Origin of the sequence: Planomonospora antibiotica (assembly GCF_014647955.1) — a bacterium.
Classification (GTDB): domain Bacteria; phylum Actinomycetota; class Actinomycetes; order Streptosporangiales; family Streptosporangiaceae; genus Planomonospora; species Planomonospora parontospora.
Window position 1 is genome coordinate 85,721 of record NZ_BMQE01000021.1, and the last position, 21,211, is coordinate 106,931.

Genomic DNA, 21,211 nt, shown 5'->3' on the forward strand with positions numbered 1-21,211 from the left:
CCGGCCGGCTTACCTTGGGTTCGCCGCCGTGCGCAGGGTGAAGACGTGCGCTGGTTGGATGTGGGGATCAAGGCGCACGTAGTTCGACTGCCGCCAGCGGTACGACTCGCCGGACAGCTCGTCGTCGACGACGAACTCGTCCTGCCAGTCGAGACCGAGGGCGGGCATGTCCAGGGACACCGTCGCCTCATGGGTGTGATGGGGATCCAGGTTGACGACGGCCAGGACGACGTCACCCGCGCCGTGCCGTCGTGTGGCCGTGTCGCGGGCCCCCGGGAGCCGCTTGGACAAGCAGATCAGGTCCGGGTGGTCGACGCTGTGGAACCGTAGATTACGCAATTCCTGAAGGGCCGGGTGCGCTCTTCGCAACAAATTCAGACGCGTGATGAAAGGCGCCAGACTCCGCCCCTCTTGCTCTGCTTTGGCCCAGTCGCGAGGTCTGTACTGGTATTTCTCGCTATCCAGGTATTCTTCGCTGCCCGGTCGGACCGGGACGTTCTCTCCCAGCTCGTACCCGGAGTACACCCCCCAGGTCGGCGCGCCCAGGGCCGCGATGACGGCCCTGATCTTGAACGCGGGGATCCCGCCGTGCTGGAGGTACTCGTGGAGGATGTCCGGGGTGTTGACGAAGAGGTTCGGCCGCATGAAATGCGACGTCTCGTAGGCCAGTTCGTTCAGATAGTCCTCGATCTCCTGGCGGGAATTGCGCCAGGTGAAGTAGGTGTACGACTGGTGGTAGCCGACCTTGGCCAGAGCCCGCATCATCGGCGGGCGGGTGAACGCCTCGGCCAGGAACAGCACGTCGGGATCGGTGGTGTGGATGTCGGCCAGCAGCCGCTCCCAGAAGGCGACCGGCTTGGTGTGCGGGTTGTCCACCCGGAAGATCCGCACGCCGTGGTCCATCCAGAGCCGGACCACCCGCTTGACCTCGGCGTAGATCCCCTCGGGGTCCTTGTCGAAGTTGACGGGGTAGATGTCCTGGTACTTCTTCGGCGGGTTCTCGGCGTAGGCGATCGAGCCGTCGGCGCGCACGTTGAACCACTCCGGGTGCTCCTTGACCCAGGGGTGGTCGGGCGAGCACTGCAGCGCCAGGTCGAGGGCGATCTCCATGCCGAGCCGCCGGGCCTTGGCGACGAACGCGTCGAAGTCGTCGAAGGTGCCGAGGTCGGGGTGGATCGCGTCGTGCCCGCCGGCCTCGGAGCCGATCGCCCACGGCGAGCCGGGGTCGTGCTCCTCGGGGGTCAGCGTGTTGTTGCGCCCCTTGCGGAAGGCGTGCCCGATCGGGTGGATCGGCGGCAGGTAGACGACGTCGAAGCCCATCTGCGCGACCGCGGGGAGCCGCTCGGCCGCGGTCTGGAAGGTGCCCGACTTGGGCGCGGACCCCGGCTCGACGACCGCGCCCTCGGAACGCGGGAAGAACTCGTACCAGGAGCCGAACAGCGCCCGGCGCCGGTGGACCAGGACCGTGTGCCTGGCCGACCGCGTCACCAGGTCCCGCAGCGGGTGCGCGCGCAGCATCGCGGCCGTCTCCGGGAGCCGGACCGCGGCGAACCGGGCCCGGGGGTCGCGGCTCTCGTCGCGCAGCGCGGCGGCGATCGCCGACAGCGCCGCCCGGTGCCCGCAGGCCGCGTGACCGTTCCTGCCGTTGCCGTTGCCGTTGCCGTTGCCGTTGCCGTTGCCGTGCGCCGCGCCGTTCCCGGCGGTGCCGCCCTGCGCGTCCTCGGCCCCGTCGCCTTCGGCGTCCTCGGGGGGCAGGCCCCTCCCGGAGCAGTCCGCGGGCCGTACGGCCCGCGCCGCGCGCTCGAAGAGCCGGGCGCCCTCCTCGCACATCAGGTCGGCGTCCATGCCGCGCGGGATCTTGATGCCCGCGTCGTGCAGCCAGGTGGCGATGGGGTCGCTCCACGCCTCGACGCGGAAGTGCCACGTGCCCTCGGCGGGCAGCGTCACGTCCACGCCCCAGCGGTCGGTCCCCGGCGCCAGCTCGCGCATGCGCAGCAGCGGTCCGCGTGTGCCGTCCGGGCCGGTCAGCACGACTCCGGCGGCGACCGCGTCGTGTCCCTCCCGGAACACGACGGCGGAGATCTCGAAGGTCTCGCCCGCGGCGGCCTTGGCGGGATAGCGCCCGCAGTCGACCACGGGGTGGATGTCCTGAATAGGGATTCGTCCGATCATCGCGTCTCACGGTAGCGGCGGCACGCCCGGTGCCGCCGGGATGGTCCGGCCAAGAAAGACCCTTCGCTTCTCAAGCATCCCCTGACCGGCCGCGGGGCAGGACGAGGCACCGCCTCCCGCGTGGACGGCCGGATCCCGGAGGCGGAGCCGCTGGCTCATATGTGGGTTGCCCCGATAGTGGCGCTTCATACCTGACGGAGCGAAGATCCGGAGAGGTTCCTTCATGAGGATTTCTCCTTCCCGTCGCCGGGCCATCATCCCCCTGGTCGCCGGGCCATCGTTCTCCCCGCCGCCGGGCCATCAACCGACCGGGACGCGTTTGGGGCCGGGTGATTGCGGTGAGGGGGAGACGCGTGAGCAATTTGGTCGCCCCTGTGGCGTTGAGTAACTAGGGTCTGACAGCGTGAGAGCTATCCGCAGGTTCACCGTCCGCACCGTCCTGCCTCCGGAGCTGGCCGCCCTCGGCGAGCTCGTGCACAACCTCCGCTGGTCCTGGCATCCCGAGACACTCGACCTGTTCGCCGAGGTGGATCCGGACACCTGGGAACGGGTGGGCCACGACCCCGTGGCGCTGCTGGGCGCAGTCGAGCCCGAGCGCCTGCGCGAGATGGCCGCCGACCGCCGCTTCCTGCGGCGGCTCGCCGACGCGGCCGACGACCTCCGCGAGTACATGACCGCCCCGCGGTGGTACCAGTCGCTACCGGACGCCGCCCGGGCCATCGCCTATTTCTCCCCCGAGTACGGCATCGCCGCCGCCCTGCCGCAGTACTCCGGCGGCCTGGGCATCCTGGCCGGAGACCACCTGAAGGCGGCCAGCGACCTCGGGGTGCCGATCCTCGCGGTCGGCCTGCTGTACCGGCACGGCTACTTCACCCAGTCCCTCTCGCCCGAGGGCTGGCAGCTGGAGCACTACCCGTCGCTCGACCCGGGCGGGCTGCCGCTGACCCTCCTGAAGGAGGCCGACGGCTCCCCGGTCCGGATCCGAATCGGCCTGCCCGAGCACCGCACGCTCCACGCCCAGGTCTGGGTGGCCCAGGTGGGCCGGGTCCCGCTGCTGCTGCTCGACTCCGACGTGGCCGAGAACGACAACGCCGAGCGCGACGTGACCGACCGCCTGTACGGCGGGGGCACCGACCACCGGCTGAAGCAGGAGCTGCTGCTCGGCATCGGCGGCGTCCGCGCCATCCGCGCCTACTGCCGGATCGGCGGCCACCCCGAGCCGGAGGTCTTCCACACCAACGAGGGCCACGCCGGCTTCCTGGGCCTGGAGCGCATCCGCGAGCTCACCGAGGCCCGGCTCTCCTTCGACGAGGCCCTGGAGGCGGTCCGGGCCGGGACCGTCTTCACCACGCACACCCCCGTGCCCGCGGGCATCGACCGCTTCCCGACCGACCTGATCGGCCGGCAGTTCGGCGGCGACAACGCCTGGCCCACCGTCCCGGTGGACCGCATCCTCGCGCTCGGCGCCGAGGAGGAGCCCGGCAAGTTCAACATGGCGGCGATGGGCATGCGCCTGGCCCAGCGGGTCAACGGCGTCTCGCAGCTGCACGGCGAGGTCAGCCGGGAGATGTTCCAGGGGCTGTGGCCGGGCTTCGACATCGAGGAGGTGCCGATCGGGTCGATCACCAACGGCGTGCACGCGCCGACCTGGGTCGGCCGGGAGATCATGGAACTGGCCGGGCGGGAGCTGCCCTCGCTGGTCGACCGCGCCCAGGGCTGGGAGGGCGTGAACAAGATCTCCGACGAGGACGTCTGGAGCATCCGGGGGCGGATGCGCGAGCGCCTGGTCGAGGCGGCCCGCGTCCGGCTCCGCCGCTCCTGGCTCGACCGCGGCGCCTCCCCGGCCGAGCTCGGCTGGATCGACGAGGCCCTCGACCCCGAGGTGCTGACCATCGGCTTCGCCCGCCGCGTGCCCTCCTACAAGCGGCTCACGCTGATGCTCTCCGACCCGGCGCGCCTGCGCGAGCTGCTGCTCCACCCCGAGCGGCCGATCCAGATCGTGATCGCGGGCAAGGCGCACCCGGCCGACGAGGGCGGCAAGAAGCTCATCCAGCAGATCGTGAAGTTCGCCGACTCGGAGGACGTCCGCCACCGCATCGTCTTCCTGCCCGACTACGACATGGCCCTCGGCCAGCTGCTGGTCCAGGGCTGCGACGTGTGGATGAACAACCCGCTCCGCCCCCTGGAGGCCTGCGGGACCAGCGGCATGAAGGCGGCGCTGAACGGCGGGCTCAACCTGTCGATCCGCGACGGCTGGTGGGACGAGTGGTACGACGGCACGAACGGCTGGGCCATCCCCACCGCCGACGGCGTCACCGACCCCGACCGCCGTGACGAGCTGGAGGCCGGGGCGCTGTACGACCTGATCGAGCACGAGGTGGCCGACCGGTTCTACGACCGCCCCGTCGACGGGCTGCCCCGCCGCTGGCTGGAGATGGTCCGCCACACGCTGACCTCCCTCGGCCCGAAGGTCCTGGCCGGGCGCATGCTCCGCGACTACGTCGTCGACCTCTACACCCCGGCGGCGCAGGCCGCGCGCGCGCTGTCGGCCGGCGGGCACGACCAGGCCAGGGACTTCGCCTCCTGGAAGCTGCGGGTCGGCCGGGCCTGGCCCGGCGTGCGGGTCGAGCACGTCGAGGCGTCCGGTCTGGGCGACACCCCCGAGGTGGGCGCCTCCCTGGAGCTGCGGGCCACGATCGCCCTCGGCGAGCTCGGCCCCGGCGACATCGAGGTCCAGGTCGCCTACGGCCGGGTGGGGCTCCACGACGAGCTGGTGGACCCCGAGTACGCGTCGCTGACCGCCGACTCCCGGGGCGACGACGGCAGGGCCGTGTTCAACGGCGCGATCCCGCTGCAGCGCACCGGGGCGTTCGGCTACACCATCCGGGTCGTCCCGTCCCACCCGCTGATGGCGGCCCCCGCCGAGCTCGGCCTGGTCGCCGTCCCGCAGGAGCCCGAGGGCATGACCAACGGCACCCTGCGCTGACCCCACCGGCCGGGAGGGCACCCCTCTCCCGGCCGGCACCGCTCTCGTCAGGCCTTCGGTGGCACCGGCCCGAAGTCGCCCTCGGCCTCACGGGTGACCAGCGCGAGCAGCGCCGGATCGGCGTGGACTTCGGCGGTGTGGCGCCACTGGGTCAGCAGCACCGCGATGGGGGCGAGGTTGTCGAGCGAAGTCGCTCCGCGGGCCACTTCCACCAACTCGTGAGGAACGTCTCGGCGTCGTCGTCGGGCAGGAACGACACCCAGGGCAGCGCTTCGCGCAGTGCCGCCCTCGACAGGGCCGGATCACTCACGCGAACCAGGGCGGCCAGCAGGCCGGCGGTGAAGTAGACCACCGCACCATCATGCTCCCACTGGTCGATTCGCATCGGTGCGAGATCTTCAGTCGTTCTCGGGTCCGGCCGGCCGGTCGCGGCGGGAGTCCCGGACCGTGCGGCCCTCCCGTTCGATCTCCCGGTTGAGGAAGAAGTTCAGTGCGGTCCGGATGGCGGCGATCGCCGCGAGCTGCCCGATCTGAGTGAAGCTCGGCGCGATGGCCGTGCGCAGCACGTCCCCGGCCAGCTGGAACTCCAGGCCCAGCGCGAGGAACCGTCCCAGGAACAGGCGGACGGCGACGAAGTCGTCGTGGCCGCGGCGCCGTACGGTGACCACCAGGAAGCGCACGAAGGCCACCGCCGCACCGACGAAGATGACGATCGCGCCCGCGGCCTCGACGAGGCGGACGAGCAGGTCGACGGCCTCGCGGAGGAACGTCTCGGGGAAGAGCTCCGGCATGCCCCCGCCGGTACCCGGGCACGGCGGCGTCACGCCAGAGGGACGCGGTGTCGTCTCTCGACGGTGTCTCCATGGAGCCTCCGCCCGAAGGCGGTACCGCCAGATCGCTCTGTGATGACATGTCAACGGAGGGTAATCTCGCGATGTAGGCTTACGGGCATCTTGATGCTTGAGGGTTTGCATCTCGGATGCCACACTCGAAAGGTGAGGACCACGGTGCGTCTCGAAGAAGATGTCGTCGCCGCCGTCGAGCAACTGCGGCGCGAAAGGCACATAGGGCTGAGTGAAGCGCTCAACGAGCTGGTCAGGGCGGGGATGCGGGCCCGGCCTCAGCGGCAGGTGTTCCAGCAGCGCACCCGGGCGCTGCGGATGCGTGTCGACGTCTCCAACGTGGCGGAGGCACTGGACCTGCTCGATGATCTGGAACACGACTGATGATCGTCGATGCGAACGTTCTCCTCTACGCCGTCGACAGCGGCAGCTCGTTCCACGAGGCGTCGAAGAGCTGGCTGGAGCGGGCACTCAACGGGTCGTCGCGGGTGGGTCTCCCCTGGAACTCCCTGTGCGCGTTCGTGAGGATCTCGACCCACCCCCGGGCCTCGGCTGATCCTCTCGGCGTGGAGGAGGCGTGGGGCTTCGTTCAGGACTGGCTGGACGCGGAGGCCGTGTGGATCCCCGGTCCCACGGCACGGCACGCCGAGGTGCTGCGGGATCTGCTGGTCGAGGGGGACCTGCGGGGGAACCTGGTCACGGACGCGCATCTCGCCGCGCTCGCCATCGAGCACGGCGTCGGCGTCTGCTCGTTCGACTCCGACTTCGCCCGCTTCCCGAAGCTCGAATGGGTCAATCCCCTGTCGAGCAGGTAGGAGAATTCCCCTCAGAGCCGGTCGGAAGCGGGCCGGCCGAGAAGAAGGCGGCTACTGCGTGACTGAAGCGGCGGAGGAGCGGGGGGACGTGCTCGATCCGGTGACGAAGGCCGGCTACGTGCTGGAGTTCGAGGACCTCTTCGAGGGGGACCGGCTCGACGAGGACCGGTGGGTGCCGTACTACCTGCCGCAGTGGAACGGCCGCGCCGCCTCCGCGGCCCGGTACGAGGTCGGCGGGGGCCGCCTGGACCTGCTGATCGAGGAGGACCAGCCGCCCTGGTACCCCGAGCGGGAAGGGGGGCTGCGCGTCTCCTCCCTGCAGACCGGCGTCTTCGCCGGACCGCTCGGGAGCACGGTCGGGCAGCACGGGCGCGGCTCCGACATGGCGGTCCGCGAGGAGCAGCCCGCCGTCCGGCTCTACACCCCGCAGTACGGCCTGGTCGAGCTGCGGGCCAGGGCGATCGACGACCCGCGCTCCATGGTCGCGCTCTGGATGATCGGCTACGAGGACGAGCCCGAGCGGTCGGCGGAGATCTGCGTCTGCGAGATCTTCGGCCGCGACGTCGGGCCGGACACCGTGAGGGTCGGGATGGGCCTGCACCCCTTCGGCGATCCGGCGATCACCGACGACTTCACGGTGGAGACCCTGCCCGTCGACGCGCGGGAGTTCCACGTCTACGCCGCCGAGTGGACCCCCGAGCGGGTCTCCTTCCTCGTCGACGGCCGGCACATCAGGACCGTCCGCCAGTCGCCGCGCTACCCGATGCAGCTCATGCTCAACATCTACGAGTTCCCGGAGGCGCCGGAGCGGGACACGCCGGCGGCGCCGGAGCACCCGTACCCCAAGCGGTTCACCGTCGACTACGTCCGGGGCTACCGTCCGACGGCCCGAGCGGGGAGCCACGTCCGGAGCGACCTCCCGGCGGCCGGGGCGGAGGGGGCCAAGGCGGAGAGGGCCGGGGCAGACGGGTCCGGGGCGGAGGGAGCCGGGGGCGACTGAGACGCCTGAAGGGCCGTGCCGTACCGGTCGTAACGCCGTGAAGTGCGCTTTCGTTGTTCCTTTCGGGATGAAGGGGGAATGGCTCAGGAGCCGGCAACCTTCCACATCGCGGAGACAACAGTGAACGCATGGACGTTCGAGGGCCAGCCGGGGGCGCTGGGCGGCACCACGGTGACCCTGGTCGAGGGCGGCTCCTTCTGCGTGTCCACCTGCAACGGCGACATCACCCCGGGCGGCGCCCAGGGGCTGTACCACGCCGACACCCGCCTGGTGTCGCGCCTGGAGCTGAAGGTGGACGAGGCGCCGATCGAGTCGCTCCGGACGATCAACCCCGAGCCGTATCACGCGATCTTCCTCGGCCGCACCGGGCCCCGGCCGGGCCAGGCGGAGAGCACCATGCTGGTGATCAGGGACCGCTACGTCGGCGGGGGCCTGCGCGAGGACCTGACCCTGCGCAACATGTCCGACGAGGCGGCCGGGTGCACGATCGCCCTGCACATCGGCTCCGACCTGGCCGACCTGTTCGAGGTGAAGGGCGGGCGGGTCATGCACGTGGCGGACGTGGAGATGACGTCCGACATCTCGGGCCTGCTGGTCGTCTCCGCCACCAGGGGACGCGGAGCCAGGATCATGAGCAACCCCATGCCGACCGCCACGATGGGCCTGCTCTCCTTCCGGGTCGTCGTCCCCGCGCGCGGCGACTGGACCGTCGCCCTGCAGGTCAACCCGATCGTGGACGGGGAGGAGACGCCCGCCTGGTTCTCCACCCACCATCCGGTGGAGCACGCCGAGCCGGCCCGGCGGCGCGCCGACTGGGAACGGCTCGCGCCGGTCGTCACGACCTCCAACCGGACCGTCGCGCAGGTCCTGGCCAAGTCGAAGGAGGACCTCGGCTCGCTCCGGCTCTTCGAGGAGGACAAGCCCGGCGAGCCGCCGTCGGTCGCCGCGGGCGCCCCGTGGTTCATGACGCTGTTCGGCCGAGACTCGCTGCTGACCTCGTGGATGGCGCTCCCGATGGACCAGTCCCTGGCCCTGGGCACGCTGCGCCGGCTGGCCCGGGTGCAGGGCCGGGCGGAGGAGCCGCTCTCGGAGGAGGAGCCGGGCAAGATCATGCACGAGCTGCGCTTCGGGGTGCAGGACGGCGTCTCCGCCCACGACGGGCACGTCTACTTCGGCTCGGTCGACTCCACCCCGCTGTTCGTCATGCTCCTGGGCGAGCTGCGCCGGTGGGGCCTGTACGACGAGGCGGTCGAGGAGCTGCTGCCGCACGCCGACGCGGCCCTCGACTGGATCACCAGGTCGGCCGACCCGTTCCTGTACTACCGGCGCAAGACCGACCACGGCCTGCTCAACCAGGGCTGGAAGGACTCCGTGGACGGCGTCAACTTCGCCGACGGCACGCTGGCCCGCCCGCCCATCGCCCTGGCCGAGGTGCAGGGCTACGTCTACGCCGCCTACATCGCGCGGTCGCACTTCGCCCGGGAGGCCGGCGACCCGGTGCTCCAGGAGCAGTGGATCGAGCGCGCGATGCGGCTGCGGGACGCGTTCGACGAGATGTTCTGGCTGCCGGACCGGGGTTACTACGCCATGGGCCTGGACCGGGCGGGCCGCCCCATCGACGGCCTCGGCTCCAACATGGGGCACTGCCTGTGGACCGGCATCGTGAACGAGGAGCGGGCCGCCTCCGTCGCCGAGCACCTGCTCTCGCCGGAGATGTTCACCGGGTTCGGCATCCGGACCCTGGCCTCCAGCATGGGCGCCTACAACCCGATGAGCTACCACAACGGCTCGGTCTGGCCGCACGACAGCGCGCTGGTCACCGCGGGACTGATGCGGTACGGCTTCGAGGAGGAGGCCAGGCAGGTCGCGTTCGGCCTGCTGGACGCGGCCAAGGCCTTCAACTGGCGGCTGCCGGAGCTGTTCTGCGGGTTCGGCCGGGACGAGTTCCCGGAGCCGGTGCCGTTCCCCACCTCCTGCGCTCCGCAGGCCTGGGCCTCGGCGGCTCCCATCCAGCTGATGCGCAGCCTGCTCCGCCTCGACCCGTGCGTGCCGCAGAACAAGGTGTGGATGTCCCCCGTCGGGCTGACCAGCATGAAGATCGCCGGCCTCCAGCTCGCCGGCACCAGGGTCACGGTCGACGTCGACGGCGGCGAGGTCGCGGTCACCGGGCTCCCGGAGCACGTCACCGTGGTCGGCGCGCCGCGGCCGCCGCTGACCGCCGTCCTGGAGGAGATCCACTGACCCTCCCGGGCGGACGCCCTTTCGATCTCCCCCCGATCAGTGGTCCGGATGTCCTTCAGAAGGCCGGTCGGCCGTAGGCGAGGTTGAGATGGTTTCCGCAACGGGTCTTTCGGGACGGCGCGGCGCGCTGCGCATCGTGATGGTCGCGCCGCCCTGGTACGAGGTGCCGCCCCGCGGCTACGGGGGGATCGAGTCGGTGCTGGCCGAGCTGATCGCCGGGCTGTCCCGGCGCGGGCACGAGGTCACGCTGGTGGCGGCGGGCAGGCCGGGCACCTCCGCGCGCTTCCTGCGCACCTACGCCGATCCCCCCTCCGGGCGGATCGGCCAGGCGTTACCCGAAGTGCTGCACGCGGCCCGGGCGCACGACCTGCTCGCGGGGATCGACGCCGACGTCGTCCACGACCACTCGCTGGCCGGGCCGCTGACCGCCGCCGCGCGCACCGCCCCGACCGTGGTCACCTGCCACCACGAGGTGGACGGCGAGTTCGGCGAGTACTACCGGGCACTCGGCCGCGAGGTCTCCATGGTCGGCATCTCCGCCGCCCAGCAACGGCTGGCCCCCGACCTGAACTGGACGGGAGTGGTGCACAACGCCGTCGAGACGGGCTCGTTCCCCTTCCGTGAACACAAAGAGGACTGGGTGCTGTGGCTGGGCCGGTTCAACGAGGACAAGGGGGCGCATCTGGCCGTCGACGCGGCCCGCGCGGCCGGGCGGCGGATCCTGCTCGCCGGGCGGATCACCGAGCCGGGGGAGCGGGAGTACTTCGACCGGGAGGTCGCCCCCCGCCTGGGGTCCGACGCGGTGTACGTCGGCGAGGCCGACGCCGTCCGCAAGCGCGAGCTGCTGGCGGGCGCCCGCTGCCTGCTCTTCCCGATCCTCTGGGAGGAGCCGTTCGGAATGGTGATGATCGAGGCCATGGCCTGCGGCACCCCGGTGGTCGCCCTCCGCCGGGGAGCGGTGCCGGAGGTGGTCGCCGACGGCCTCACCGGGTTCGTCCGGAGCCGGCCGGAGGAACTCGCCGAGGCGGTCGAGGCGGCCGGCGGACTCGATCCGCGGGCCTGCCGCTCCCGGGTCAGGCGCCGCTTCGACGTCGCGGTGATGGCCGAGGGGTACGAGAGGGTCTACCGGGCGGCGGCGGCCGGCCCCGAAGGTCCCGCCGGCGTCACCGGCGGGACGGGCGAGGCGGTGTTACCCCTCCGCTGATGGGAGCCACCGGGCCGGCTGATCGGGCGGACTCGGTGCCCGACGCCTCCCGCGGCCCGCGCGCTCCCGCCGTACGGCGTCCGCAGGCCCTGTCCCCTCCCGCCGTACGGCACCCGCCGGATCCGGGGCGGACGGCTCCCGCTCTATGGTGGGACGACATACGGGACGACGGCGTTTCCAGTGGAGGACAGCGATGGGTGAGTTCGTACGGGTCGAGTCCGCCGACGGGGTCGCGACGATCAGGCTCGACCGGCCGAAGATGAACGCGCTCAACACGCAGGTCCAGCGGGAGATCGCGGACTGCGCCCGGCAGGTGGACGCCGACCCCGGCGTGTACGCGGTGGTCCTCTACGGCGGTGAGCGGGTCTTCGCGGCGGGCGCCGACGTCAAGGAGATGGCGGACATGCCGTACGCGGAGATGTCGGCGCACTCCTCGGTGCTCCAGGACTGCTTCACCGCGGTGGCGGAGATCGGCAAGCCCGTCATCGCGGCGATCACCGGTTACGCGCTCGGCGGCGGCTGCGAGCTCGCCCTGTGCGCGGACGTCCGCATCGCGGGCGAGTCCGCCAGGCTGGGCCAGCCGGAGATCCTGCTGGGCATCATCCCGGGTGCGGGCGGCACCCAGCGGCTGCCGCGGCTGATCGGTCCGGCGAAGGCCAAGGACCTCATCTTCACCGGCCGCCAGGTGACCGCCGCCGAGGCGCTGGAGATCGGCCTGGTCGACCGGGTCGTCCCCGACGCCGACGTGCACACCGAGGCCCTCGCCTACGCGGCCCGGTTCGCCGGCGGCCCGGCGGCGGCCCTGCGCGCCGCCAAGCGGGCGATCGACCACGGCCTGGAGGCCGACCTCGACACGGGCCTGGAGATCGAGCGGCTGGCGTTCTCCGGGCTGTTCGCCACCGACGACGCCCGGATCGGCATGCGCGCGTTCGCCGGGAAGACCCGGGCGGAGTTCACCGGGCGCTGATCGCCGCCGTCCGCCGGATGCCGATCCGCGTTCACGGGGCGCCGATCCGGCAGGATGAGATCAAGGTGATATTGATTCACCCGGTTAGATCACTCTTTGCGGGTAATCTCCCGGACTATGGCGCGGTTGGTGAAGCACGTTCTGATACCCGCACGCCTGCGGCGGGTGGTCCGCAACTGGTTCGACTCCCGCTACATCTCGCGGGCCGATCACCGGCGGGACATCAGGGACGCCCTGTGGGAGGTCCAGACGCTGGGACGTGAGGTCACCGCGCTGCGCGCGGAGGCCGACGGGCTGCGCCGGGAGATCGGCCGCCTCCGGGCCCGGCCGGCCGGGACGGACATCGACGCGGAGCGGGCCGCCCGGTGGGACGACGCCCACCGGCTGGCGCAGGAGACGGCGGCCGCGCTGGAGCGGGTGCTCCAGAACGAGGTCCTGCTCTGGCAGGCGGTGGACCGCGTCTCCGAGGGCCGGGCGGCCGGGGAGGGGAGCGCACCGGCCGGCAGGACGGCGTGAGGGTCGCCTGGACGGCCGGGGACGGGCTCCGGCACCTCGTCTTCCGGCTGGACGCCGAGGACGGCATCACCGGCCCGTGCACCGACGGCCAGCCCCTGAGGATGGCCACGAACTCCTGCCGGGTCGAGCTGCCGTACGAGCCGGGGGAGATCCACCCCGACCTGCTCGCGCTGGCCGCGTGGACGGTCGTCGCGCCGTGGACGCGGCGGCGGGTCGTCTTCGACCGGCCGGTCTCGCCGGAGTTCGCCGCGGCGATCGGGGAGGGCTGGGGGATCGAGGCGGGGCCGGTGGGCGGATCGCCCCGGTCCGGGCACGGGCTGGCGATCTCCTACAGCGGCGGGGCGGACTCGGCGGCCGTCGCCGCGATGCTGCCCGACGTCCCGTTCGTGCACTTCCAGCGGGTCCCGCACCCCCGGGTGCCCAACCGCTGGGCCCACTACCGGTCGGACGCCCTGGCCCGGCTGGTCGGCAGGACCGGACGCGAGTCGGTGACCGTCCGCTCCGACCTCGAGTTCGTCCTGGCCGAACCGCGCCCCGGCTACCCCGAGCACCACGCGGTGGCCGCAGGGGCGCTGCTGCTGGCCGACGAGCTCGACCTGGGCGGGATCGCCTTCGGCTACGAGCTGGGCTCGCGCTGGCTGGGCGGCGGCCGCTACCTGCACAGGTACACCCCCGACAACCCGATGTGGGCCCCGCACGGCGCCTGGGGGCGGGCGTTCGCCGCGGCGGGGGTGCGCATCGTGCTCCCGGTCGGGGGGGTCAGCGAGGCGGTCACCATGCGGCTCGCCCTGGGCTCGCCCCTGCGCGAGCACGTCCGCTGGTGCCTGCGCGGGACCGGCGGACCCTGCGGGACGTGCGGCAAGTGCCTGTACAAGGAGCTCATCCGGGCCGCGATCGAGCGCCGTCCGCTGCGCACCCCGATCACCGCGGACCGCGGGGTCGCCCGCAAGTGGCAGCGGCCCCCGCCGTACGGCGGGCAGGAGATGATCGAGTACGGCTGCGCCCGGGTGCCCGGCATCGAGGGCACGGCCTTCGCGAAGGCCGCGGCGTTCCTGGGCGCCACCGAGGAGTCGACCGCCTGGCTGGACCGCTGCTACCCGCCCGCGGTCGAGGAGGTCCCCGAGCCGTGGCGCGAGCGGGTCCGCGCCTTCATGGCCGCCGAGGTCGGCTTCATGAGCGAGGATGAGGCGCGCCGGGTCGAGACGTGGGGACTGAGGGGGCCGTCGTGAAGGTTTACGTGTCGGTGGACATGGAGGGCGTCACCGGGCTGACCGACCCGGAGGAGATGCGGGCGGGCGGACGCGGCTACGAGCGCGGCTGCGAGCTGATGACCGGCGACGCCAACGCGGTGGTGCAGGGCGCCTTCGACGCGGGGGCGCGGGCCGTACGCGTCAACGACGCCCACGGGTCGACCAAGAACCTCAGGATCGACCTGCTCGACCCGCGGGCCACGCTCGTGCGGGGGCCGGGCAAGCCGCTGCGGATGGGCCAGGGCCTCGACGGGACCTACGCGGCGGCCTGCTTCGCGGGCTACCACGCGCGGGCCGGGGTGCGGCACGGCGTGCTCAACCACACCTGGATGGGCAAGGAGATCCAGAACGTCCGCCTCAACGGGGAGGTCTGCGGGGAGACGCGCCTGGTCGCGGCCTTCGCCGGCTCGCTCGGCGTGCCGGTGGCCCTGGTGACCGGGGACGAGGCCGTCTGCGAGGAGGCGCGCGAGCTGCTCGGGGACGTCGAGACGGCCGAGGTGAAGAAGGGCGTCGACCGGTTCTCCGCCGAGCTCCTGCCGCCGGTCGTCGCGCAGGCCCGCATCCGGGAGGCCGCCGCCCGCGCGCTCGGCCGCCTGGGCGACTTCCGCCCGTACGTCGTCGAGCCGCCCTACACGCTGGGCGTGGAGTGGAACTCCACCGCGATCGCGGCCGGCTGCGCGGTCATCCCCGGAGTGCGGGCGACGGGCCCCCGCGAGACCGAGTTCACCACCGACGACTTCGGGCAGATCATGTCCCTGTTCGGCGTCTTCGCCATGATCGGCGGCCAGGTCGCCTGCGGAAGCGGGATCTATGGCTGAGCCGGACGGACCCGCGGGGAGCGGGCGGGCCGGGGCGGCGCCCGGGACGGGGGCTCCCGTGCCGGCCGGCCGGTCCGGGGCGGGCATGCGGGGCACGCCGGGCGCACCGGGCACGCCGGGCGCCCTGACACGTCGGGCGCTGCTCGTCGGCGTCGGGGCGGCGGGGGGCGCGGGGGCGATGTACGCCGCGATGGGCGCGCTCGGGCTGGCCCCCGACTCCCAGGACCGGGCGTTCACCCCGCCGCAGCGCTCCGACTTCTCCCTCACCGGCCGGGGCGCGGCGAAGGTCGTGGTGCTCGGAGCCGGGATCGCCGGCCTGACCTGCGCCTACGAGCTCGGCAAGGCCGGATACGACTGCACCGTCCTGGAGGCCGCCGACCGGGTGGGCGGCAGGAACCTCACGGTCCGGGGCGGCGACCGGCTGACGGAGCTCGGCGGGGAGACGCAGACGGCGGAGTTCGGGCCGGACGTCTACTTCAACGCCGGTCCCGGCCGGATCGCGCAGTGGATGGTCACCATGGACTACTGCCGCGAGCTGGGCGTGCCCCTGGAGGTCTTCGTCAACGGCAACGCCTCGGCGTACGTGCGCACCCACGCGATGGACGCCCCGGTCCGGGTCCGCACGGCCCGCGCGGACATGTACGGCTACATCGCCGAGCTGCTGGCCAAGGCCGCCGACGCGGGCGCGCTGGACCGGCGGCTGACGGGGGAGGACCGCGAGCGGCTGACGGAGTTCCTGCGCCGCTTCGGGGACCTCGGCCCGGACCTGTCCTACCGGGGCTCCCCGCGCCGGGGTTTCACCGTCCACCCGGGGCACGGGAGCGGCGAGCCCCTGGCCGGGCCGCCCCCGCTGGGCGAGGTGCTCGCCGCGGGGACCGGGCGGGCCCTGACCGCGGACTTCGGCTTCGAGCAGGCCATGCCGATGTTCCAGCCGGTCGGCGGGATGGACGCGATCGTACGGGCCCTGGCGCGCGAGGTCGGCGAGGAGCGGATCCTGACCGGCGCCCCGGTCACCGGCGTACGGGACCTGCCGGACGGCGTCGAGGTGACGTACTCCGGGGGCCCCGGCGGCTCCGGCGGGGCGGTCCGCGCCGACTACTGCGTGGCCACCCTCCCGCCCCACCTGCTCGCGCGCGTCCCGCACAACCTGGGCGCCCGGGTCACCGCCGCCCTGCGGACCCCCACGCCGATCGCCGCGGGCAAGCTGGGGCTGGAGTACGGCAGGCGCTGGTGGGAGACCGACGACCGCATCTACGGCGGCATCACCGAGACCGACCTGGACATCACCCACATCTGGTACCCCTCGCACGGCTACCACGGCAGGACCGGCCTGCTCGTCGGCTACTACAACACCGGCGCGGAGGCCGAGCTGTACGGCAGCCTGCCGCACCCTGAGCGCCGGGCCCGCGCGCTCACCCAGGGCAAGAAGATCCACGGCGAGAAGTACCGCGCCGAGCTGCGCTCCAGCGTCTCGGTCGCCTGGCACCGCCGCCCGTACGTCGAGGGCGGGTGGGCCGTGTGGCCCTCCTACGGCGGGGCCTTCACCGTCCTGCAGCAGCCCGCCGGCCGGGTCCACTTCGCCGGGGACTGGCTCACGCACCTGGTCGCCTGGCAGGCCGGTGCCATGGAGTCGGCGCGCAAGGCCGTGACCGCCCTGCACCAGCGGGTCCTGGCGGCCTCCTGAGAGGCGGCGGTCCCGGTCGCCGGGGCCGCCGGACGGGCCAGGCCGCGGCGGCCGGTCCCGGCGGATCGCGGCGCCCGGGCGCCGGGAGGGGCCGGCACCTGGCAAACTGACGCCGAAATGAGATTGCGCGTTACCTCCGCTTGGGAAACCGTTGAGGCGTGCCAGACGTTGTTCGAACGGGGAATGTGGCCTGATGGTTCATCTCGTAGGCGGGGTTTAAGCCGGTATGGTGCTTCATGCCATGAATCAGGACGATCGACTGGGCCCGTACCGACTGCTGCGGCGGCTCGGTGAGGGCGGCATGGGCGTGGTGCACCTCGCCGTCGACCCGCAGGGGCGGCAGGTCGCGGTGAAGGTCCTGCGCTCGGAGGTGGCGGGCGACGACGTCGCGCGCCGCCGCCTCTCGCGCGAGGTCGAGACCATGCGGCGGGTGCGCAGCGAGTACATCGCGGAGGTGCTCGACGCCGACGTGACCGGCCACCGCCCCTACATCGTCACCAGATACGTCGCCGGCGACCCGCTGGACGAGGTCGTCAAGCAGGAGGGTCCCTTCGATCTCCCCGCGCTGCTCCAGGTCGCCCACGGGGTCGCCTCGGCGCTGGCCTCCGTGCACTCCGTCGGGGTGATCCACCGCGACCTCAAGCCCGGCAACGTGCTCATCCTGGACGGCAGGCCCGTCCTCATCGACTTCGGCATCGCCCAGGCGGTGGACGCCACCCGGCTCACCCAGACGGGCATGTTCATCGGCACGCCCGGCTACCTGGCCCCCGAGATCATCGAGGGGCACGAGGCCGGACCGGAGGTGGACGTGCACGCCTGGGCGGGCACGCTCGTCTTCGCCGCCACCGGCCAGCCGCCCTTCGGCAAGGGCACGCTGGAGATGATCTTCTACAACATCACCGCGGGCCGGGCGAACGTGGACGGCGCCCCGCCGGAGCTCCAGCCGGTGCTGCGCGCCGCGCTCCAGCGCGACCCGTCCAAGCGGCCCCCGGCCGCGGAGCTGGCCGCCGAGACGGCGCGCCTGCTGGCCAGGACGGGCGGGGGCCGCCCCCGCGTCCCCGACGAGATCACCACCGTCCCGAGCTTCGACGACCCGGTCCCGGGCGGCCGCGGAGGCACCGGCGGCCACGCGGGCCCGGGAGGGCGCGGAGGCGCCGGCGGGCGGGGCGCGGGCGGCCACGGCGCGCCGACCGGTGCCGGGACCGGCGCCGGGGATTTCGCCACGGGCTCGCTCCTGCCCGCCGACCCGGGGGACGTGCCGACGCCGGTGTCCTCGCGGCCGGCGGGCCCCGCGCCGTCCACACCGTGGCCCCCGGCCGCCCGGCCGGGCGAATACTCCTCGCTGCTCGACTCCGACCAGCCCGACCCGTGGCCGACCCGCAGGGTGACGTCCGAGGAGCTGCGCCAGGCGGCGGCCCCCTCCCCGCCCGCGCGGCCCTCGCACGACCTGCCCACCGGGCTGCTCGGCCAGGAGGACGTCCCCACGACCAGGGCCCCCGGCCGCGACCGGACGGGGCAGGCGGGGCAGGCCGGGCCGGGCCTGGCGGGACGGAGCGGACCGGACCACGGCGGACCGGGACGGCCGGCGGGAGCGCACGGGTCCGGCGCGGCCGGCCTGCTCGGCCCCACGGCGCCGGTGCCCGACGGGGACATCCCGACCCAGCGGGTCCGCCCCCAGGACCTGCCGGAGCACATGCGCGGCCCCGGCCCGTCCGCACGGCCGCACCGGCAGCCGCAGCAGCCGCCCCCGCACTCCTACCAGCAGCCGCAGCAGCCGTACCCGCCGCACGCCTCGTTCGAGCAGCCGCCCGCCTCGTTCGAGCGGACGCCGCATGTCCGCCCGGCCGCGACGCCCCAGTACCCCTACCCTCCGGCGGACCGGCACGGCCAGGCCGCCCCCGGTCCGTTCCACCCGGACGGGCGGCAGGTCCAGGGCCCGGGGCATCACGAGCGGCAAGGACAGCCGGAGCGGCAGGGGCGGGGCCACGCGGTGCAGCCCTCCGGGGTCCACGGCGTGGCGAGCGTGCTGCTGCTGGTGGTCATGGCGGTCGCGGCGGTCGTGCTTCCGGTCCTCGTCTGGCTCGCGGTGATCCCGGTCGTCATCCTGCTGCGCGCCGCCGACATCGCCCAGCCGAGGCTCAACGCGCGCCGCCCGGCCGGCGAGGCCGCGGCCGACGTGCTCCGGGTGCTCGCCATGCCGGGCGCGCTGCTGAAGTCGGCCGGTGTCACGGTCGCGCTCGTGCCGTACGGGCTCATCCTCGGCCTGCCGGTGACGCTGCTGCTCGCCGTGCTGGTCCCGCGGATGCCCGCGGTCAACGCGCTCGGCTGGGGGGCGGCGATCGCCCTGGCGACGGTCTGCGCCGGTCCCGGAGTCGAGGGCCCCGGACGGCAGATGCGACGTACGCTGGCATCACTGGTGCCGTCGCGGAACGGGGCCGTGGCCGTGGCCGCCGCGCTGGGCGTGGTGGCCGCGCTGATGGTCTATCTCGCGGGCGACACCGTGGGGACCGGTGCGAGGAAGGCGGAGTGGCGGCCCGCGGACGTCGGGGCGGTGGTGAAGGAACTGGACGGGTTACGGAGGAAGGCGCGATGACGGGGGACACGCAGGCGCCCGAACGGCTGGGGCCGTACCGGTTGCTGAGAAAGATCGGCGAGGGCGGCATGGGGGCCGTCCACCTGGGGCTCGACGAGGACGGGCGCGAGGTGGCCGTCAAGGTCCTGCACCCGCACGTGGCCGCCGACCTCAAGGCGCGCGACCGGCTCACCCGCGAGGTGGAGACCATGCGGCGGGTGCGCAGCCCGCACGTCGCGGAGGTGCTGGACGCCCGGCTGACCGGTGCGCAGCCGTACATCGTGACCCGTTTCGCCCCCGGCCGGACGCTGGAGGAGACGGTCCTGGCGGACGGCCCGCTCCTCGACGACCAGGTGATCCGGCTGGCGCGGGGGCTGTGCGCCGCGCTGGTGGCCATCCACGCCGCCGACGTGGTCCACCGCGACCTCAAGCCGGCCAACGTGATGCTCGTCGACGGCGACCCGCTGGTCATCGACTTCGGCATCGCGCACCTGGTCAACGCGACCCGGCTGACCCAGACCGGGATGTTCGTCGGCACGCCCGGCTACCTCGCCCCGGAGATCATCCGTGACTCCGAGATCACCCAGGCGGCCGACGTGCACGCGCTGGCCTCCACGGTCTTCTTCGCCGCGACCGGCAAGCCGCCGTTCGGCACGGGCAGCTTCGAGGTCGTCTGCTTCAACATCATGGAGGGCCGGGCCAACCTCGACCTGGCCCCCGCCTGGCTGCGCGGCTGGCTCCGGCGGGCGCTGGACGTCGACGCCGCGGCCCGGCCGGGCGCGCAGGAGCTCTACCGGACGGCGCGCTCCCTCGACCCCGCGGTGACGGCGTTCCACTCCGAGTCCCACACCGGGTCCCGTGCGGAGCCGCCGCCCCGCACCGCCGTGCTCGGCGGCGGCACCCGGGTGCTGCCCGGGGAGGCCCCGCCGCCGGACGGCACGAAGATCATCGATCAGGTCCCGCCGGACGGGACCGAGGTGATCGGCCGGATGCCGTCCGACGGCACCAGGGTGATCGATCCGGTCCCGCCGGACGGCACGAAGATCATCGACCCGGTCCCGCCCGCGCCCGCGAACGGCGCCCGGGCCCTGGCGCAGGACGAGACGTTCTCCGACCTGCTCCCCCCGGTGGAGTACGCCAAGCCCGAACGGCGCGACCGCAGGGCCCGCGACCCCCGTGACGACCGGGGCCGCTCCGCCGCCGCGGCCCCGCCGCCCTACGTCCCGGCCACCCCGCCGCCGCCGTACGTCCCGGCCCCGCCCGCCGCGCGGCGGGCCGCCCCGCCGCCCTATCCCGACCAGCGGGTCGCCGGCTACCCGGCGCCGCAGCCGACGGGCCCGGCGCAGCCGTACCCTCCCCCGGCCACCCAGCCCCGGGGCTACGCCCCGCCCGCCCCGCGCCACACCCCGCCCGCCCCGGAGCGGCAGGCGCGTCCTCCGTACCGCACCGGTCACCCGCTGGCCGCGGTGCTGCTGCTGGTGATCGCGGTCGGGCTGGCCTGCGTGCTGCCCGTCGCGGTGAGCGCGATCGCGCTGGTGGCGGTGCTCTGCCTCCGGGTGGGCGAGAACCTCTTCGGCGACCTGGCCGAGCGCCGCTCGGTGCGGGGCAGCAGCGCCTCCGACCCGCTGCTCGTGCTGGTCGGCACTCCCTGGGCGCTGCTCAAGGCCGCGGCGGCGACGCTGCTCACCGGCCCGCTGGCCGCGATGTTCGGCATGTGCGTCTGGGGGGCGCTGGTCTACATCGGCAAGATGGGCACCGACCAGGCCGCCGCCTACGCGGCGGGCGCCTTCGTGGCGGGGTTGTTCGTGCTGCCCGGCGGGGGCAAGCCCCGCAAGGCCGTCTCCCGCGCGCTGACCGGGGTGATCCGCAGCCCGGGCGCCGCCATGGTGACCACGATCATCCTGGGCACGCTGGCCTTCTTCACGGTGATGGCGGCGCTGGGGATGAACCCGTCCTTCGATCCGTGGCGGCCGCCGTCCGTCGCGGTCCGCGAGCTGACCGAGAACTGGAAGGCCCAGGCGAACGAGAGCGCGATGGGCGTGATGGATCTCATCGGGGGCCTGGTGGACGACCTGCTCAACAGCGTGGGCCTCGGGTTCCTGTCCTTCTGGAAGTGACCGCCTCCCCCGTCCGGCGGCGGAGGT

At 73.4% G+C, this 21,211-nt stretch carries 16 protein-coding genes; 13 read left to right on the forward strand and 3 right to left on the reverse strand.

Annotated features, from left to right (window positions below; genetic code table 11):
* Nucleotides 1–9: 9 nt before the first annotated feature.
* A complete protein-coding gene (locus IEZ06_RS19950) occupies nucleotides 10–2,172 on the reverse strand; it encodes an alpha-1,4-glucan--maltose-1-phosphate maltosyltransferase (RefSeq protein ID WP_189238215.1) in 2,163 nt (720 codons plus the stop codon).
* Nucleotides 2,173–2,575: 403 nt separating this feature from the next.
* Here IEZ06_RS19950 and glgP point away from each other — a divergent pair, with 403 nt between their 5' ends.
* Nucleotides 2,576–5,158 carry an alpha-glucan family phosphorylase gene (gene glgP / locus IEZ06_RS19955; RefSeq protein WP_189238216.1) on the forward strand — a complete coding sequence of 861 codons (2,583 nt, stop codon included), beginning with the start codon at nucleotides 2,576–2,578 and terminating at the stop codon, nucleotides 5,156–5,158.
* A 47-nt stretch (nucleotides 5,159–5,205) separates the two neighbouring features.
* Here the strand turns inward: glgP and IEZ06_RS36475 are convergent, their stop codons facing one another.
* Both IEZ06_RS36475 and IEZ06_RS19965 read right to left on the reverse strand, forming a co-directional pair.
* Nucleotides 5,206–5,370 carry a hypothetical protein gene (locus IEZ06_RS36475; RefSeq protein WP_229798419.1) on the reverse strand — a complete coding sequence of 55 codons (165 nt, stop codon included), beginning with the start codon at nucleotides 5,368–5,370 and terminating at the stop codon, nucleotides 5,206–5,208.
* 186 nt (nucleotides 5,371–5,556) lie between these two features.
* Complete coding sequence (locus IEZ06_RS19965) at nucleotides 5,557–5,949, reverse strand: DUF1622 domain-containing protein (protein WP_189238217.1); 393 nt, start codon at nucleotides 5,947–5,949, stop codon at nucleotides 5,557–5,559.
* A 204-nt stretch (nucleotides 5,950–6,153) separates the two neighbouring features.
* On the opposite strand from IEZ06_RS19965, the gene IEZ06_RS19970 reads away from it, so the two are divergent.
* The 12 genes from IEZ06_RS19970 (at nucleotide 6,154) to IEZ06_RS20025 (ending at nucleotide 21,184) form a co-directional block, all read left to right on the forward strand.
* Nucleotides 6,154–6,384 carry a ribbon-helix-helix protein, CopG family gene (locus IEZ06_RS19970; protein WP_189238218.1) on the forward strand — a complete coding sequence of 77 codons (231 nt, stop codon included), beginning with the start codon at nucleotides 6,154–6,156 and terminating at the stop codon, nucleotides 6,382–6,384.
* The gene (locus IEZ06_RS19975) at nucleotides 6,384–6,815 is read left to right on the forward strand and encodes a type II toxin-antitoxin system VapC family toxin (RefSeq protein ID WP_189238219.1); all 432 of its coding nucleotides are present in this window, start codon (nucleotides 6,384–6,386) and stop codon (nucleotides 6,813–6,815) included. Before IEZ06_RS19970 ends, IEZ06_RS19975 begins: the two co-directional genes overlap by 1 nt.
* A gap of 58 nt (nucleotides 6,816–6,873) precedes the next feature.
* Nucleotides 6,874–7,815 (forward strand): glycoside hydrolase family 16 protein, encoded by a 942-nt coding sequence (locus IEZ06_RS19980; RefSeq protein ID WP_229798422.1) that lies wholly within the window; start codon nucleotides 6,874–6,876, stop codon nucleotides 7,813–7,815.
* Nucleotides 7,816–7,935: 120 nt separating this feature from the next.
* Nucleotides 7,936–10,056: an amylo-alpha-1,6-glucosidase gene (locus IEZ06_RS19985; protein WP_203872034.1), complete on the forward strand. Its 2,121-nt coding sequence runs from the start codon at nucleotides 7,936–7,938 to the stop codon at nucleotides 10,054–10,056.
* An 88-nt stretch (nucleotides 10,057–10,144) separates the two neighbouring features.
* Nucleotides 10,145–11,260 (forward strand): glycosyltransferase family 4 protein, encoded by a 1,116-nt coding sequence (locus IEZ06_RS19990; protein ID WP_189238221.1) that lies wholly within the window; start codon nucleotides 10,145–10,147, stop codon nucleotides 11,258–11,260.
* A 193-nt stretch (nucleotides 11,261–11,453) separates the two neighbouring features.
* On the forward strand, nucleotides 11,454–12,227 hold the full coding sequence (locus IEZ06_RS19995; protein ID WP_189238222.1) for an enoyl-CoA hydratase/isomerase family protein: 774 nt from the start codon (nucleotides 11,454–11,456) through the stop codon (nucleotides 12,225–12,227).
* A 129-nt stretch (nucleotides 12,228–12,356) separates the two neighbouring features.
* The gene (locus IEZ06_RS20000) at nucleotides 12,357–12,743 is read left to right on the forward strand and encodes a hypothetical protein (protein ID WP_229798424.1); all 387 of its coding nucleotides are present in this window, start codon (nucleotides 12,357–12,359) and stop codon (nucleotides 12,741–12,743) included.
* Nucleotides 12,740–13,972 carry a DUF6395 domain-containing protein gene (locus IEZ06_RS20005; RefSeq protein ID WP_189238223.1) on the forward strand — a complete coding sequence of 411 codons (1,233 nt, stop codon included), beginning with the start codon at nucleotides 12,740–12,742 and terminating at the stop codon, nucleotides 13,970–13,972. Before IEZ06_RS20000 ends, IEZ06_RS20005 begins: the two co-directional genes overlap by 4 nt.
* Nucleotides 13,969–14,811, forward strand: a complete 843-nt coding sequence (locus tag IEZ06_RS20010; RefSeq protein WP_189238224.1) for a M55 family metallopeptidase — start codon at nucleotides 13,969–13,971, stop codon at nucleotides 14,809–14,811. The genes IEZ06_RS20005 and IEZ06_RS20010 overlap by 4 nt, the downstream gene beginning before the upstream one ends.
* Before the next feature lie 85 nt (nucleotides 14,812–14,896).
* Complete coding sequence (locus IEZ06_RS20015) at nucleotides 14,897–16,495, forward strand: flavin monoamine oxidase family protein (protein WP_189238225.1); 1,599 nt, start codon at nucleotides 14,897–14,899, stop codon at nucleotides 16,493–16,495.
* Between the two features lie 241 nt (nucleotides 16,496–16,736).
* A complete protein-coding gene (locus IEZ06_RS20020) occupies nucleotides 16,737–19,088 on the forward strand; it encodes a serine/threonine-protein kinase (protein WP_189238226.1) in 2,352 nt (783 codons plus the stop codon).
* Nucleotides 19,085–21,184, forward strand: a complete 2,100-nt coding sequence (locus IEZ06_RS20025) for a serine/threonine-protein kinase (protein WP_189238227.1) — start codon at nucleotides 19,085–19,087, stop codon at nucleotides 21,182–21,184. The genes IEZ06_RS20020 and IEZ06_RS20025 overlap by 4 nt, the downstream gene beginning before the upstream one ends.
* Nucleotides 21,185–21,211 lie beyond the last annotated feature (27 nt).